13 protein-coding genes are annotated in these 16206 nt (G+C 69.3%); 3 read left to right on the top strand and 10 right to left on the bottom strand.

The annotated features are described in order from the left end of the window. Positions 1-54: 54 nt before the first annotated feature. The 5 genes from NL115_RS02410 to NL115_RS02430 all read right to left on the bottom strand — a co-directional run bounded on the left by NL115_RS02410 (position 55) and on the right by NL115_RS02430 (position 5936). Positions 55-2304, bottom strand: coding sequence for an HU family DNA-binding protein (locus tag NL115_RS02410; protein WP_254831630.1), 2250 nt, complete (start codon positions 2302-2304; stop codon positions 55-57). 107 nt (positions 2305-2411) lie between these two features. Further along, entirely contained in the window at positions 2412-3530 is a 1119-nt protein-coding gene (locus NL115_RS02415) for a sensor histidine kinase (protein ID WP_254831631.1), read from the bottom strand. After that, the gene (locus tag NL115_RS02420; protein WP_254831632.1) at positions 3527-3682 is read right to left on the bottom strand and encodes a hypothetical protein; all 156 of its coding nucleotides are present in this window, start codon (positions 3680-3682) and stop codon (positions 3527-3529) included. Before NL115_RS02420 ends, NL115_RS02415 begins: the two co-directional genes overlap by 4 nt. 108 nt (positions 3683-3790) lie before the next feature. Continuing rightward, the gene (locus NL115_RS02425) at positions 3791-4543 is read right to left on the bottom strand and encodes a CPBP family intramembrane glutamic endopeptidase (RefSeq protein WP_254831633.1); all 753 of its coding nucleotides are present in this window, start codon (positions 4541-4543) and stop codon (positions 3791-3793) included. Positions 4544-4625: 82 nt separating this feature from the next. Beyond that, the gene (locus NL115_RS02430) at positions 4626-5936 is read right to left on the bottom strand and encodes a phosphoglucose isomerase-related protein (protein ID WP_254831634.1); all 1311 of its coding nucleotides are present in this window, start codon (positions 5934-5936) and stop codon (positions 4626-4628) included. A gap of 103 nt (positions 5937-6039) precedes the next feature. On the opposite strand from NL115_RS02430, the gene NL115_RS02435 reads away from it, so the two are divergent. Then, positions 6040-7182: a mechanosensitive ion channel family protein gene (locus tag NL115_RS02435; RefSeq protein ID WP_254831635.1), complete on the top strand. Its 1143-nt coding sequence runs from the start codon at positions 6040-6042 to the stop codon at positions 7180-7182. A 64-nt stretch (positions 7183-7246) separates the two neighbouring features. Here the strand turns inward: NL115_RS02435 and NL115_RS02440 are convergent, their stop codons facing one another. Continuing rightward, positions 7247-7708, bottom strand: a complete 462-nt coding sequence (locus tag NL115_RS02440; RefSeq protein WP_254831636.1) for a 30S ribosomal protein S19e — start codon at positions 7706-7708, stop codon at positions 7247-7249. An 82-nt stretch (positions 7709-7790) separates the two neighbouring features. Beyond that, positions 7791-8879, bottom strand: a complete 1089-nt coding sequence (locus NL115_RS02445) for a lysylphosphatidylglycerol synthase transmembrane domain-containing protein (RefSeq protein ID WP_350355333.1) — start codon at positions 8877-8879, stop codon at positions 7791-7793. A gap of 136 nt (positions 8880-9015) precedes the next feature. Between NL115_RS02445 and NL115_RS02450 the strand changes: the two genes are divergently transcribed. Then, a complete protein-coding gene (locus tag NL115_RS02450; protein WP_254831637.1) occupies positions 9016-9843 on the top strand; it encodes an SDR family oxidoreductase in 828 nt (275 codons plus the stop codon). Positions 9844-10405: 562 nt separating this feature from the next. On the opposite strand, the gene NL115_RS02455 is transcribed toward NL115_RS02450, so the two are convergent. Together NL115_RS02455 and NL115_RS02460 are read right to left on the bottom strand one after the other, a co-directional pair. Further along, positions 10406-11488: an archaeosine biosynthesis radical SAM protein RaSEA gene (locus NL115_RS02455; RefSeq protein WP_254831638.1), complete on the bottom strand. Its 1083-nt coding sequence runs from the start codon at positions 11486-11488 to the stop codon at positions 10406-10408. Between the two features lie 82 nt (positions 11489-11570). Further along, positions 11571-12098, bottom strand: coding sequence for a VanZ family protein (locus NL115_RS02460; protein ID WP_254831639.1), 528 nt, complete (start codon positions 12096-12098; stop codon positions 11571-11573). Between the two features lie 188 nt (positions 12099-12286). On the opposite strand from NL115_RS02460, the gene NL115_RS02465 reads away from it, so the two are divergent. Continuing rightward, positions 12287-14230 (top strand): aldehyde ferredoxin oxidoreductase family protein, encoded by a 1944-nt coding sequence (locus NL115_RS02465; protein WP_254831640.1) that lies wholly within the window; start codon positions 12287-12289, stop codon positions 14228-14230. 232 nt (positions 14231-14462) lie between these two features. Here the strand turns inward: NL115_RS02465 and gpmI are convergent, their stop codons facing one another. After that, on the bottom strand, positions 14463-15983 hold the full coding sequence (gpmI, locus tag NL115_RS02470; RefSeq protein WP_254831641.1) for a 2,3-bisphosphoglycerate-independent phosphoglycerate mutase: 1521 nt from the start codon (positions 15981-15983) through the stop codon (positions 14463-14465). Positions 15984-16206 lie beyond the last annotated feature (223 nt).

The following is a 16206-nucleotide window of genomic DNA, read 5'->3' on the forward strand; positions in this document are numbered from 1 at the left end:
CGGTCGCGACGCCCCGGGTGGGCCATCAGCCGGTCCACCGGAGGCGCCGGTTGGTCACTCCCCGGCGTAGCTCCCGAAGCCGACGAGCGCGACCCGGTCACCCTTCTTCAGTGCCCGCGTCGATGCGGTCAGGTGGACCAGTGGCGCGTCCAGCGGGACGACCGTCGTGTTCAGGGGTGTCTCGTCGTCGCCGGCCGGCCCATCGACGAGCGGGACGACGGGGTCCACGGAACCGCCCGCACCGCCACTCGGTCCTGCCTTCCCGGTGACCATCCCGCGCTTGACCTGGTCCTTCTCGATGCCCGCGTGCAGTTTGGTAGTCGTGTCGATGAACGCGTCGAGCGACCGCCTGGCATCGGCCTTCGTGATGTCGGCCTCCGACGCGATGGCGTCGATCAGTTCGGCCTTGTTCATCGCTCGGCCCTCCGCGTCGGTGACGACCATCACGACGACCCGGTGGTCATCGCCCGATCCGAACACGCTCCAGTACCGGACCTGCGGCGGGTCGTCGGCGTCACCACCAGCGGTCCGCGTCCGCTGGACGTTGACGGCGTTCATCCCCTTGCGGCCCTCCTTCAGTTCGAACGTGTGAGCCGTCCCTACCACGCCGCCGGCAATCAGGAGCTTGTCGCTCGAGACCGCGCCCGCGACGGCGCTCCCGTCGATGGCGTCCCAGATGCCGTCGCCGTCGTCGTCGCCGGCGATGCCACGCTCTATCTTCTCGACCGCCAGTTCGGTCTCCTCGACATCGTTCCCCTCGCCGTCGCTCTCGTCGAATCCGTCGCCATCCACGTCCCGGTCGAGCGGGTCCAGCGCGAGGGCCGTCTCGCGCCGGACGGCCCGCTCCAGGCCGAGCAGGTCGCCGACCGCCTGGCGGTCCTCGACGCCGGCCAGTACCTCGATGTCACCCGCCACGATCTCCCGGACCGCCAGCAGTTCCTCGCGGGCGGCCGCGTCGTCGCCGTCCTCGAGTGCCGACTGTGCGCGCTCGATGTGGCTCTTCCGGGCACCGGCGTGTTCGCCCACGGTCCCACACGACTCCAGTCCGCAGCGGTCGGCCCGTGTCTGGATGGCGGCCACGGTGGTTCCCGTCGTCGCGACTCGCTTCGCCGGAATCTTGATCTCCTTGCCGGTCTGTGGGTTCCGACCCTTCCGGGCGCTCCGTTTCGAGGCGGTACCGAACCGCTCCAGCCCGTCACCCTCGCGGAGGGCAGGGGGAAGAAACGGGAGGAGGTCGTCGGTCGCGGGGCCATCGTAGACGAGACCACCGAGACGGCTCCGCTCGCGAGTGAGCCGTCCAGTGAGCAGCGCGTCATCGGCGCTGCCGATCTCGTCGTCACCGAGCCCAACCACCTCGTTCGGACCCGCTTCGACCAGGAGGGTGGCAGCGTCGCTGTAGATGCGCCCGGCGTCGAGCACCCAGCCGCCGACGAACAGGTAGTCCTCGCCGTGCCGGATGCGCTTCATATGCAGGAGGGCGGGCAGGTCGACCGCCGCGCCGTCAACGCCACCGACCGAGACGACCGCGGCACCGAGGATGGTCTGGGAGATGGTGCCGCCCTTGAGCGTCCGCGCCTGCTGCCACTGGCCAGGCAGCCCGTCGCCCCCGCCCCCGGTGGTCAGGCCATCGTAGATCTTCGGTGACGCCTTGTCGATCTCCTTGTGGACCGTGACGTTCCGGACCGGTGTGCCGACCGCGGTCAGCTTGACCGTGTCCGAGAGTTCCGCTCCAGGCTTGAACTTGACCGCCGCCGATGTCGAGCCACCACCGCCCCCGCTGTCGTCGCCGGCGGTGACCGCATCCAGCAACTGGTCGGGCGTGAACTCGGCCATCGGCTCTCCGCCACCGGGCGGCTTCGCGTTCGGGAGCGAGAGCAGGAACCCCTCGCCGATGACGGCCTCGCCGTCGAGGTACGCGGCCACGGCGCAGTCGTCCCACACCGTGTCGTCGTGGTCGTTGCAGTCCCCGCTCCCCGACGCACTCTCGCTGTCCGGGTCGTTGCTCCGCGTCGAGTGGTAGTTCTTCGACCGGAACTGACTCGTGGTGAACCAGCCGTCGATGTCGACCGAACCCGAGAGCCCCGCGACACTCCCCGATACCGTGAGTGCCGCCTTCGTGATGCTCGTCGTCTCGACCGAGGGCAGACCGAAGTCGAACGTCGTCGGGACCTGCCCACCCGACAGGTACGTGGCTGCGGGTCCCGACCCCGTCCGCGTCGTCGCGTTCGCGACGGTCGCGACACAGCCACTCAACCCGACGAGCGCCGCCCCAGTTCCGGCTCCGAGTAACTCACGTCGCTTCATGAGTGACTACTCGGCACGAACGTAATGAGCGTTGTGGCTGTAATTAACTAACACACCCCGGCAGAGTCCACAGAACGGTCGGTCCCCGTACGCCGGGGGCGGTCGACTCAGTCGGCGGGCTCGAGTGTGATGTCGAACTGTGCGCCGCCGCTCGGCGAGTCGTCCACCGCGACCGACCCACCATAGACATCCACCAGCCGCGAGACGAGGTAGAGGCCGAGGCCGTCGCCCTGACTCCCCGGTCCCTTCTCGCCGAGTTCGAAACAGGTCTCGCGGATCGCCTCGGGGATGCCCGTCCCGTTGTCGCTCACCGTGATGTGGACGAGGTCCTGCCGTCGCTTCGCCCCGACGTGGATCCGCAGGTCGTCGGAGTCGTTGTGCGCGACCGCGTTCGAGAGGAGGTTCAGGAACAGCTGGTGGAGCAGGCCGTCGGCGACGACCTGCAGGTCCTCGGGCACGTCGGTCTCGACGGTGACCTCGGGATGCTCGTCGCGGATGCTGACCGCCTCCTGCTCGACGGTAGTCGAGAGCGAGATGGGGCGAAGCTCCCGGTCGGAGCCGAGCGTCTCGATGAGCGTCGAGGTGTCCTCCAGCAGTCGGAGGATGGCGTCGCTCCGCTGCCTGATGACGCCCAGCGACGACTCGCCGTCCTCGCTGAGGTCCTCCTCGGCGAGGAAGCCGGCGTGGGCGTTGACGGCCTGCATGTCGTTGCGGATGTCGTGGCGGAGCAGTCGCGTCAGCAGTTCGAGCGTCTCGCGTTGGTCCTCGGTCCGTTCGGCCAGTATCTCGTTCCGTGTCGCGCGGCCGCGGTTCACGCCGACGATAGCGCCGAACGCGCCGCCGAGGCTGCCGAAGACGACGATGTTGCTGACCAGTTCCCGGGTCATCGTCGCCGCGAGGACGGCGTCCAGCTCCGACCAGACCGCGAGCCAGAAGAAGAAGAGGAACGCCGAGAAACACCAGAGGATGACCTCGCGACGCTCCTCCGCGACGAGTTCGCTCCGCTCGATGTGGATGCCCAGCAGGAGGATGACCGTCCCGAACAGTACGTGCATCACGAGCTCGTAGAGGGCGGCCGGCACGGTCTCGGTCGTCGGGAGGAGGGACTGTGACCAGAAGACGACGCCGCTCAGCACGAAGACCAGCCCCAGGGTCGCGACGAGCTCCGACCCGTCCAGCGGGAGCCGGTCGAACGACTCGGCACTCGGCTTCGACAGCGTACTCATTCTGTCGACCAGTGGTGGCGAGCGTCGTGGCTGTCGCGTCGGTTCGCCGCCCCGTCAGCAGTCGGGGCGTGTGCCGCGGGGGCGTCACTTCCAGCATCCACGTACGCCAGCCCGCACCAGTATCCCTGCCCGTACGCCCGTCCCGAAGTCATGCTACACAGCAGAGAGTGGTACAGGATAAAGCCTGTTAATTGGTAACAATATCTGAGTTGATTCAACGCCCGGCGTCGACTGGCGTTCGAGGAGCTCCGGCCAGCGAGTCAGACTCCGCCGCTGACCTGCACGTACAGCAGCGAGAACAGGATCGCGTTGTAGACGCCGTGGATGAGCGCGGGGACGACGAGGTTGTCCGTCCGCTCGTAGACGAACCCGAGGATACAGCCCAGCACGAAGGTCACAGCGATGTAGACCAGCACGCCGGTCCCCGAGCCCGAGAGCGCGAAGACGTGGGCGACGCCGAACAGCGACGACGCGATGACGATGGCCGGAATCGGGGCGTACGCCCGCCGGAGAACGCCCTGGATGGCACCACGGAACAGCAGCTCCTCGCTCGGTCCGACCACGAGGATGGCCAGCGGGATGAGGTAGAGCACGAGCTGAGGGTTCTGTCGTCCCTGCTCGACGATGGCGTTCTGTGCGGTCTCGATGCCGAGCTGGGAGACGACGAGCGCGATGGCCATGTAACCGATGAACAGCGCGACCAGCCCACCGGCTGCCCAGCCGAGGTCCCGGAGCGTCGGGAGCCGGTACTTCAGGAGGTCGAATCGCTTCGTGAGCGCCATGTAGACCGCGACCGCGATACCGAACCCGAGTCCCTGGAGGACGATGCTCAGCCCGACGACGAGGACGGGCTGTTCCCGGACGGGGATGCCCGCAGCGGCGAGCGCCTGCACGCCGGCGAACAGCACCACCAGGGCCGTGACGAAGCCGGCCACGGTGAGGCCGATACCGGTGCCGACGCTCCGGAGCCGCTCCTCCGGGCTGGCACCGCTCAGTCCGCTCAGTTCGTCCATGGGGTCGGTTCGGGCCGCCGTCGAATACCTCTTTCTCAATCGGGAGCGACGGTCGCCGGTCCGCGACCGCCGTCGGTCGGCTCTACTCCCCGCCGACGACGCGGCTGGTCTTCTCGGCGACCGCGTCGGCCTCCGCGAACTCGCCACCGCCGAGCAGGCCCCGGGCCGCGCGCTTGCCCCACTCGACGGCGGGCTGGGTGAACGTCTCCACGCCCATGAGTTCCCCCGTGAGGACACAGGCCGCCTCGACGTCGAACAGGAGCCGGCCGATGCCCGCCGCGTCGACCCGCGGAACCTCCACCCGGACGTTCGGCTGGTCGGCCGCCGCCAGTGACGCCTCCGTCGCCTCGAACTCCGCGTCCAGCAGCTCGCCCAGCGTCGCATCGCCGAGGTAGGACATCCCCTCGACATCCGTCGCCGGGATGTCGATATCGGCGCGCTCGCGCGGGCGGACCATCGTGACGAGCTTGTCGTGGCGGCCGCTCCGGTAGAGCTGGAGCTGGGAGTGCTGGTCGGTCGCACCGAGCGCCCGGGCGGGCGTCTGCCCCAGGCCGTCCTTCCCGAGCGACTCGGCCCAGAGCTGGGCGAACCACTCCGCGAACGGCTCCAGCGACTCGGCATACGGCAGCATCGCGTTCACGGTCGCGCCGCGCCCTTCGAGCGCGTACGCCACCGCGCCGTACGTGTAGCCGGGGTACTCGAACAGCGACCCCCCGTCGAGCAGCGCCTCGCGACCCGCGGCCCCGCCCGCCAGCACCCCCTCGATGTCGCCGCCGAGGATTGCCGCCGGGACCAGCCCGACTGCCGAAAGCGCGGAGAACCGGCCGGGAACGCCCTCGGGCACGTCGAGCGCGGGGAGGCCGTACTCGCTGGCTGCGGCCCGGAGTGGACCCTCCTCGCCCGTCGTCACGACCGTCCGCTCGGTCCAGTCGACACCGGCCTCGTCCAGCGCCGCCCGGACGACGAGGAAGTTCGCCAGCGTCTCGGCGGTGGTCCCGGAGCGCGAAACGACGTTGACCGCCGTACGGTCCAGCGGGAGCGAATCGAGCAGCCGGCGCGTCTCCTCGGGGTCGACGTTGTCGAGCGTGTGATGCCGGTCGCCGAGGCCGAGCGCGGCCGAGACGGTGACCGCGCCCAGCGCCGACCCGCCGATACCGACGGTGAGGACGTGGTCGGCATCGATGTCCGAGACCGCTGACTCGATAGCGGCCGCATCGGTCCGCTCGGGCAGGTTCAGGCTTGCGTAGCCGAACTCCCCCTCGTCCATCCCGGTCGAGATGGTGTCGTGCGCCGTCGCGACGCGCTCGTCCAGGCGCTCGAGGCCCTCCTCGCTCACGCCCGGCGTCGCCTCGACATCAAGCGCGTTCCCGAAGTCCACCGTGAGGTCGGTCATACGCGGCGGGTCGGGCCGGGCGTCAAAACGGGTTCGGGTTGCGGACCGACGCCACTCCAGGCCGCCGGGAAGAGTTATCTCCTGCTATCGCGAGTGGAACGCAATGACTCCCATCGCCGACTTCATGATGTGGCTGGCGACGCTGCCGCGGTGGCAGACGCTCGTCGTCATCGTCCTCGCCTCCGTACTGGCCGCGCGGGCCGTCCAGGTGGGCGGCGACGCGCTCATCCGCGCGCTGACGGCGCGCATCGAGGGGGAAGTGGACGACGTTGCACTCCAGACGGTCCACCCTGCCCTCTACCTGAGCGCCCTGCTGGCCGGGGCCTACTTCGCACGGGCGCCGCTCGCACTCGACGCGGCGCTCGACGCCGACGTGGCCGCGGTCGTCGTCTCCGCGCTCGTCCTCGTCTGGATGGCCACGCTCGTCCGCCTCGGCCGCCGCGTCTCGAGGACCATCACGGCCGCCGAGACCACGACCGCCGAGCGCTCGGTCGTCCCCGTCTTCCAGAACGTCTGGTCCGCCGGTGTCATCGCCCTGTCGTCGTTCGCGCTCCTGCGTGTGTGGAACTACGACGTGACGCCGCTGCTGGCCTCGGCGGGGATTCTCGGCATCGTCCTCGGCTTCGCCGCCCGCGACACCATCGCGAACTTCTTCGGGAGCATCGCGCTCTACTTCGACGGCACGTACAAGGTCGGCGACTACATCGTCACCGAGAACGGCGACCGCGGCCGCGTCGAGGACGTCTCCATCCGCTCGACGACCATCCGGACCCGCGACGACGTGCTGGTGACGCTCCCCAACAGCGTCCTCAACTCCGCACGGGTCATCAACGAGTCCGGGCCGAAACGGGAGCGACGCATCCGCATCCCCGTCGGCATCGCCTACGCCTCGGACCTCGACCACGTCGAGGAGACGTTGCTCGCGGTGGCGGCCGCGGAGTCGCTGGTGCAGGAGCGCCCCTCGCCGCGGGTCCGGTTCCGCGAGTTCGGCGACAGCGCTATCGAGACAGAGCTACTCGTCTGGGTGGCCGACCCGGTCCTGCGCGGGCGGGCGACGCACCTGCTGCTGAAGGCGGTCCACGCCGGCCTCCGGGACGCCGACATCGGCATCCCGTTCCCACAGCGCGAGGTGCACATCGTGGGCGACAACCCGCTCGGCTCGCCCACCGGGGAGGGTGTGACGGCGACCGTCGATGCGGACGGGGGGACCGACGTCGCCGGCCACGACGTGCCCGGTGCGGACTGACTGCTGAACCGGGGGCAGCCAGCGCGGCCGCTATCGAGTCGAGAGAACGAGAGAGAAGTCCGGTCTACGCGTAGCGCTCCAGCTCCGGCCGGTCGAGGTCCTCGAGGAGGTCGGTCGCGACATCGCTGAGGAAGGCGCGCCCGTCACCGGTGACGGCGCGGCCCGCGCTACCCTCCTGCTGGACGTAGTCGGCGTCCTCGAGCTGCTGGAGGATGGTGCGGACGATCTTGCCCGAGGACTCGGTCTTCTGGTCCGGGCGGACACGGTAGCGCGTCGAGCCCTGCTTCGAGTCGCCGTAGCTGGTGCGGAGGCGCTGGACGCCCACGGGACCGTCGACGGCGACCTTCCGGAAGACGGAGGCGGCGCGGCGCTGCCAGAAGTCATCCTGCTCGGGGGGCAGTTCGCGACCGACGCCGGTCTTCGCGACCGCCGCCCAGTCGGGCTCGTCGAACGTGTCGTCCTCGGTCAGTCGCTCCGCGAGGGCCTCGATGAACTCCTCGGTGGGTACGTCGTAGAGTGTCGCCATTACCGCCCTCTTCCCGACGCCCGGGTTTAATCCTGACGTTATCCGGGTCGCACGGGTGCCCCCGTGTTCCGCTCGTGGCCCGTCAGGGCTCGCGGTCGTCATCGTCCCCTCCCGCGCCGGCCGCGCCGGTGGCGCCCTCGGTGGCCCGCCGGGTGAGGAAGCCGTCGGCGCCGAGCGCAGTCGCGGTCCCACCGCCCAGCAGGAGCGGGACGAAGTAGGTCCCCATCCGGTGGATGAGGACGCCGGCGGCGGCCGCGCCCGCGGGGACGCCCAGCGCCACCAGCAGCGCGATGAGGACTGCCTCGACACCGCCGAGGCCGCCGGGGAGCGGCGTGATGCCGGCGATGGCGCCGACCGGGATGACCACGAACACGACCTCCGGGTCGATGGGCGAGCCGATGGCCAGCAGCGCGAGGTAGAGGGAGGCCCCCTGACAGAGCCAGCCGGCCGTCGAGAGCCCGAGTGCGAGCGCGAGTCGCTCGCGGTCGCTCGTGACGCGCTCGATGGCGTGGAAGAAGCCCTCGATGCGCTCGCGGATGACGTCCGGGTCCAGCGGGTTCAGCCCGGGCACCACCCGGCCCACCCCCCGGATGAACGGGGTGAACGCGCCCACGACCTTCTGCTCGACCGTGTAGCGGTTCTGCCAGCCGTAGTAGCCGGCCACCGGGATGACCAGCGCGAGGCCGACCACCGCGACCGTGGCGAACTGCAGGCGGCGACCGAACGCGACCTTCGTCGAGAAGTACGCCAGCCCGAGCGTCGCCAGCGTTATCGAGGGGACGAAGTTGAGCGAGTCGACGCTGGCGATGGCCGCGAGCCCCGTCTCGTACTCGGTGTCGGCCACCCGAGAGATGAACAGGGCCGCGATGGGCTCGCCACCAGCCTGTCCGAACGGCGTGACGTTGTTGGCGAAGGTGGCGGCCGTGAACACCAGCACCGCGACGGGGGCGCGGAGTGACGCCCCCAGCACACGCAGGACGGTCCGCAGCGCAAGTCCCCACGCGGTGAGCCACGCCAGCGCCGCCACCAGCACGCCGACGAGGAGTCCGGGCTCGGCCCGGACCAGCGCATCCACGATTCGCCCGACCCCGACGAACGCGAGCAGCGCCCCGAGGACGACGAGTGCGCCCACGAAGCCGACGACGGTCGCACGGAGGTCGACATCCATCACCGACTGCTCCGCTCGCGCCACACGTCAATTCACCGAACGACGTTTCTGTCCGCTGGCTCCGAACGCGACCACGGGTCGACGACCCGACCACCGCTGAAACGACCACCGCTAAGTGGGGTCCCTGCGACCCGCGCCCATGGTCGATACGAAGACGGTTCTCATCACGGGCTGTTCGTCCGGCATCGGACGAGCGACCGCCTACGCGTTCCTCGACGACGACTGGCAGGTGTACGCGACCGCCCGCAACACCGCGGATATCGAGAAACTCGGCGAGGAAGGGTGCGATATCAACACGCTCGACGTGACCGACCCGGAGGACATCGAGCGCGTGGTCGAGCGCATCATCGAGCGCGACGGCCGCATCGACTGCCTCGTCAACAACGCCGGCTACGGCCAGCACGGGCCGCTCGAGGACGTGAGCGACGACCTCCTGCACCGGCAGTTCGACGTGAACGTCTACGGCCCGCACCGCCTCGTCCGCGCGGTGCTGCCCCACATGCGCGAGCGCGAGGACGGCACCATCGTCAACGTCTCCTCGGTCGCGGGTCGGCTCGCCTCGCCCGGGATGGGTGCCTACTCCGCCTCGAAGTTCGCGCTGGAGGGCTACAGCGACGCGCTCCGCAACGAGGTCGCCCCGCACGGCATCGACGTGAGCGTCGTCCAGCCCGGTCCCGTGAAGACGAAGTTCCGCGAGCGCGTCGACGAGGAACTCGACCGCTACGACCGCACCGACGCCTACGCCGACATCTACGAGTTCCAGGAGGACGCCTCCCTGTTCGGTGCGGACTCGCCCGTCGCCGTCCATCCGAAGGACGTGGCCCGCGTCATCCTCGAGGCCGGCGTCTCCCCGGACCCCGAACCGCGCTACGTGGTCGGTGGCCTGGCCGACCTGATGGTGAAACTGCGATTTTTGCCGGACCGGGTTCGGGACAAGATTTTCGGGCTGATTCGGAAGTTCGCGTAGAAAGGAGTGGATTTCTGTATAATTTCCCCACCCCGAGGTCAAGAAGAGCTATTGTCGGTCTGTCTATCGGCGGGTCGATACCCTCGTCAGTCGAGCGGGCACGCGCTGGCGGCTGTGCCGGAGGCCAGCCGCCGCTATCGCGTGCGAGGTCCTCGCGAGCAACGCGAGCGAGGGCTCGGTAGAGCTTGCTCTGCCGGTGGCTGAGAAGCGCAGGCCGGAGTCGTCCGAGAGAGCGAAGTTCTCTCGTGATTCCGAAAATCTTCGATTTTCGGACGACGAAGCGGAGGCCGAGCATCGCAGGCGGTTGGGGAGGTACGAGGCTCACACAGTCCGACTGACGAACAGCGGTTCCTGGCGGAATCGAAGGGCGAGCGGTCTCGACCCATCCCGGACGACGCAAGGACCGCAAGGAGCGAACGAAGTGAGCGACTGAGGACCGCAGCGAGGCCCGGATGGTCGAGAGCGAGAGGGCTTCGCAGGCGGTTCCGTCACTGTGTAACTCGTGAGAGAGCAGGAGTGCAGCAAGGACGCCAACGAACCAGCCCGCAGCCCGAACCCACCCCTACCGTGCGAGCGGCATCCCGAACGACTGCTCTCGCTCCACGACCGCCTCCCACGTCAGTTCGCACTCACACGACACCTGCTCGAAGACGGAGGGGTCCTGCCGGAGGTCGAAGTCCTTGATAGCCGTCTGGACGTTGTCGTCGCACTCGCCGCAGTTGTGGGGCCCGCGGTCGGAGCCGTGGCCGACGGGGTCCGAGACGACGATGGCGTCGGCGTCCGCGGTCGATTCGAGTACCTCGGCGACCGACCAGAGCCACGGCGGTCGGTAGCCCCCCTCGTGGAAGATGTCCTCGACCATCGTGTAGCGCTGGACGTTGCAGGGGTTCATCGAGACGGTGTGGCAGCCCTCGACCGAGGCACAGCGCCGGACGCTCGATTTCATGTCCTCCAGCGCCTCCGCCTCCGAGAGGAAGGGCGGCTTCATCAGGAGGTACGCCTTCACGCCGGCATCGGCGTCGCGCGCCTCGGCACAGGCGGCCTCGAAGTCGGCGAAGTCGAAGTACTTGTTCACGCAGTCGTGGCGGACGCGGTCGGTCGCCGTCTCCAGGCCGATGGCCACGTCCGTCTCCAGCCCCTGTTCGGTGAAGTCCGCGAGCCGCTCGGCCGCGACGAAGTCCGGCAGCGACTCGACGACCATGCGCTCGCGGTCGGCGAACGTCTCGCCGATGGCGGCGCGGGTCTCGGCCGGCACCTCGCGCTCGTCGAGGAAGGAGCCCGACGTGTAGATCTTGATGAGGCGCGCGGGCTCCTCGGCGTTCTCGGCCTCGTGCTCGAGGCATTTCTCGACCTGCGCCATCAGGTCCTCGTGGCTGACGCTGCCGCCCTCGACGGACTCGGCGACGTAGCCACACATCGTGCAGCCGCCGGCGCGGGCCCACCGGCAGCCGCCCGTGTTCAGGATGATGGTCAGCGACTGTCGGGTCCCGTCCGGCGTGTTGTCCTCGTCGAGCCAGACCCGGGTGGGCTCGCGGGGGTCGTAGGTCTCGTCGCGCCGGGCGCGGATCTCGCGCATCGCCTCGTTGTGCGCGTCCATCCCGCGGCCCGACTCGTAGACCTCCGGGCTCGGCTCGTCCGTACTCATACGTCCGGGTTGCCGAGCGGTGGGTAAAGCGGCTTCGGCTCGGGGGGCGCTCCGGCGGGGCCCACCACGGGGACCGCGCTCCTCAGCGGCCGAACCGCCGCCGAACGAACACGCCAGCGACCCAGCCCGCCGCGCCGACGACCGCGCCGACGGCGTTGGCGGCGGCATCGAGCAGGTCGAACGTCCGGTACGGGATGGGGAACTGGACGCCCTCTATCGCGAGGCCGTAGGCCGTGGCCACGACGACGGCGAGCAGGGCCACCCGGGCGAGCGGACGCTCCCGGAGCGCGTTGCCGGGCAATCGCTCCGGTTCGAGCGTTGCGAGCCCGACGGCGAGCGACGCCGCCAGCGTCGCGTACGTGAGCCCGTGGAGCATCTTGTCCGCCGGGAGGCCGAACACCGGCGGGGCCGGTGGACCACCACCCGGGTCGCTCACGCTCGCGACGAGGACGAACCCGGCCCACGTGACGGGGGCGAGGCGTCGTCCCCAGCGTGAGCCACTCGCGAGAGGTCCGGAACCGGGCACGGCCGGGCGCACGGCCACCCGGCTCATGACCATGACGGTCCCGGGCGACCCCTCGTTCCGGGGCCGTCCCGGCGCGTCTCCCACGTTCGGACTGTGACGGGTTCCGGTTTCGCGGCTGCCGGGTGAGTGGTCGTGTCGGTCGGTCACCCAAGCCCCACAAATAGCGGCCGGCCATCGACGGTACCGACACCCGAGATGTAACCTCTTTCAGTTACGCATACGTGGCAATTTCTAACACGCCAGCGCCCCAACTGTATCGATACTGGTTCACCATGACAGATCTCGGCGGATTCCAGGACCACGTCGCCCGCGTCGACCTCTCGGAGGGGTCGGTGGGCTACGAAAGTGTAGACGACGAGGACGCGCGCAAGTACATCGGCGCGCGCGGCCTCGGTGTGAAGTACGTCTTCGATCAGGGGCCCGACGTGGACCCGCTGGGCGAGGACAACCTCCTCGCGTTCATGAACGGCCCGCTCACGGGGACGCAGGTGACGATGTCGGGGCGCATCGCCATCTGTACGAAGTCCCCGCTGACGGGGACGGTGACGGACAGCCACCACGGCGGCTGGTCCGGTGCGCGGCTCAAGTGGGCCGGCTTCGACGGCCTCCTGTTCGAGGGGCGCGCCGACGAGCCGGTGTACGCCTTCGTCGAGGACGGCGAGGTCACGCTCCACGACGCCTCCGACCTCTGGGGCAAGGGTGTCCACGACACGATGGAGGCACTCGAGGAGCGCCACGAGGGCGCCTACGGCAAGAACCTCTCCACGATGGCCATCGGGGAGGGCGGCGAGAACGAGGTGAAGTTCGCCTGCATCATGAACGAGGACGACCGCGCCTCGGGCCGGGGCGGGACCGGCTGCGTGATGGGTAACAAGAACCTGAAAGCCGTCGTCGTGAAGTCCACGACGAAGATGCAGAAGCCGGCGGACCCCGAGACGTTCAAGAAGGGTCACCAGCAGGCGATGCAGCTCATCCAGGAGTCCGAAGTGACGGGCCCGAACGAGGGCGGGCTCTCGCTGTACGGGACGAACGTCCTGATGAACGCGACCGAGGAGATGTCCGGGCTCCCGGCGCGCAACGGGAAGTACACGTCAACGAGCGACGCCCGTGACGACGGCTGGGGCGCCGACGACTTCGACTCCGAGCGCGTCTCCGGCGAGAACGTCCGCGAGAACATCCTCGTCGACGAGCCGACCTGTCACTCCTGCCCGGTCGCGTGCAAGAAGGAGGTCGAGGTCGACGTGATGCACAAGGGCGAGGAGCTGAACGTCCGCACGGAATCGTACGAGTACGAGTCGGCGTGGGCGCTCGGCCCCAACTCCGGCCACACCGAGCGCGACGACATCGCGCTCATGCTCCAGCGCTGCAACGACCACGGCATCGACACCATCGACGCCGGCAACACGATGGCGATGGCGATGGAGATGACCGAGGAGGGCAAGCTGGACGGCCTCGGCGACGGCATCGAGTGGGGCGACACCGAGGAGATGGTCGAGATGCTGACGAAGATCGCCACCCGCGAGACGGAGCTCGCGGACCACCTCGCCGAGGGGCCGAACCACCTCGCCGAGGAGTTCGACGCCCACGAGAACTCGCTGGCCGTCAAGGGCCAGTCGATGGCCGCCTACGACCCGCGCTGCATGAAGGGGATGGGCATCGGCTACGCCACCTCGAACCGTGGTGGGTGTCACCTGCGCGGCTACACGCCCGCCGCCGAGATTCTCGGCATCCCGGAGAAGGTCGACCCGTACGCCTGGGAGGGGAAGGGTGAGCTGTGTGCCACCTTCCAGGACATGCACGCCATCTCCGACTCGTTCGACATCTGCAAGTTCAACGCCTTCGCGGAGGGCGTCGAGGAGTACGTCCTCCAGTACAACGGGATGACCGGGCTCGATGTCGGCGAGGAGGAACTCATGCAGGCGGGCGAGCGGGTCTACAACCTCGAGCGCTACTACAACAACCTCAACGGGTTCGACGGCGAGGACGACTCGCTGCCCGAGCGGTTCCTGCCCGACGAGCCCGGCTCCATCCCGGGCCAGGGCGCCTCCGAGGGCGAGGTCTGTGAACTCGAACCGATGAAGGAGGAGTACTACGAGCACCGCGGCTGGGTCGACGGCGTCGTTCCCGACGAGAAACTGGACGAGCTGGACATCGAGGTCGGGCCCGGCACGGGTGTCTCCGCGGGCAGCGGCGCGGCCGCGCCCAGCGACGACTAAGAGCGTTTTTCCCGCTCGGGTTCGCCAGCAGATCCGGCGAACCACTCGCGGTCGTGGAATCGCTCCGCGATTCCACGGGCAATCGGAACGCGGAGCGTTCTGATGACGGCAGAAAACGTTCAGAAAAAGGCCGGCACTCCGGTCGCCTCCGGCGACCTCCGTGCCGGTGAAACCGCGCCTGCGGCGCGGTATGCCGGACAACCGTGAACTGTTTCCGAGCCGTACTCCGAGGTCACTCCAGCAGCGACTCGCCGGTCATCGCCTCGGGCTGGTCGAGACCTATCCGGTCCAGCAGCGTCGGCGCGAGGTCCGCCAGGACGCCCCCATCTCGGACCTCCACGCCCCCGTCGCCGCCCTCGGGCGGCAGCGAGACGAACGGGACCGGGTTCGTCGTGTGGGCCGTGTGCGGGTCCGCTTCCGTCCCCATGTCGTCGGCGTTACCGTGGTCGGCCGTGACCAGCACGTGCGCGCCGGCGTCGTGGCACGCGGCCACCAGCCGCCCGAGCTGTTCGTCGACGGCCTCGACAGCGGCGACGGCCGCGTCGAAGTCGCCCGTGTGCCCGACCATGTCCGGATTGGCGTAGTTCAGCACGAGCGCGGCCGGGTCCTCGCGCTCGATGCGGCCGACGACCGCGTCCGTGAGTTCGGGCGCGTGCATCTCCGGCTGCTGGTCGTACGTCGCCACATCCGGACTGTCCACGATTTCGCGCTCCTCACCATCGAACGCGACCTCACGACCCCCGTTGAGGAAGTAGGTGACGTGGGCGTACTTCTCGGACTCGGCGGCCCGAAGCTGTGTCAGGCCCGCGTCCGCGAGCACCTCGCCCAGCACGTCCGCGGGCTGGTTCGGCGGGTACGCCACCGGCAGGTCGAACGTGGCGTCGTACTCGGTCATCGTCACGACCCGGGTGTCGGGCGGCGAGGTGTCGAGGTCCCATTCCGGGCGGATGTCCGCGAGCATCCGGACCAGTTGCCGGGCGCGGTCGGCCCGGAAGTTGAAGAAGACCACCGCGTCGCCGTCCGAGAGCGCCGGCGCGTCGTCGACGAGCGTCGGCTCGACGTACTCGTCGGTCGTGTCGCGTGCGTAGGACCGCTCGACCGCCTCGACCGCGGAGGCGGCCTCGTGTGGCGCCTCGCGGTCGACGATGGCGTCGAAGGCCCGCTTCGTGCGCTCCCAGTTCTGGTCGCGGTCCATCGCGTAGTAGCGGCCCGTCACGGTGGCGACGTGGCCGGTGCCGTACTCCTCGGCGACGGCCGCGAACTCTTCGAGGAAGCCTGCACCCGAGGTCGGGGCGGTGTCCCGCCCGTCGGTGAAGGCGTGGGTGACGGCCGGCACGTCCTGGCGGTCGGCGAGTTCGACGAGCGCGTGGAGGTGTTCCTGCATCGAGTGGACCCCACCGTCGCTGAGCAGCCCCATGAAGTTGACGTGCCCGTCGTTCCGGTCGGCGTACTCGAACGCCGACACCAGCCGGTCGTTCGTGAAGAACGACCCGTCGGCGATGTCGTCGGAGACGCGGGTCGAGTCCTGCTTGACGACGCGGCCCGCCCCGATGTTGAGGTGGCCGACCTCGCTGTTGCCCATCTGTCCCTCCGGAAGACCGACCGCGCGGCCGTGGGTGGTGAGCGTCCCGGACGTGCCGGTCTCGCGATAGCGGTCGAAGTTGGGCGTGTCGGCCGCCACCACGGCGTCTCGCCCGCTCTGGTCCTCGGGGGCGAGCCCCCAGCCGTCCAGCACGATGAGCGCGCCTCGCATTCGTTGGTCGGTGCTCGGATACCGGTAGGTAAGGACGTGTCGGAAGCGGTCCCGACTCGGGCGACGACCCCCGCGACGACGAAGAAAAGGCCCAACGAAGCCACTACCACGACCATCCCGTAGTGTACCGGACCTGCTTGCGGTTCGCGGCCTCGAGGTCCTGCTCCCACTCCCGGCCGTCGACCCGGTTGCGGGCCCTCGACATCGGGTCGCTGACCGTGTA

It is taken from the genome of Haloglomus salinum, assembly GCF_024298825.1.
In the GTDB taxonomy this organism is placed as follows: Archaea; Halobacteriota; Halobacteria; order Halobacteriales; family Haloarculaceae; genus Haloglomus; species Haloglomus salinum.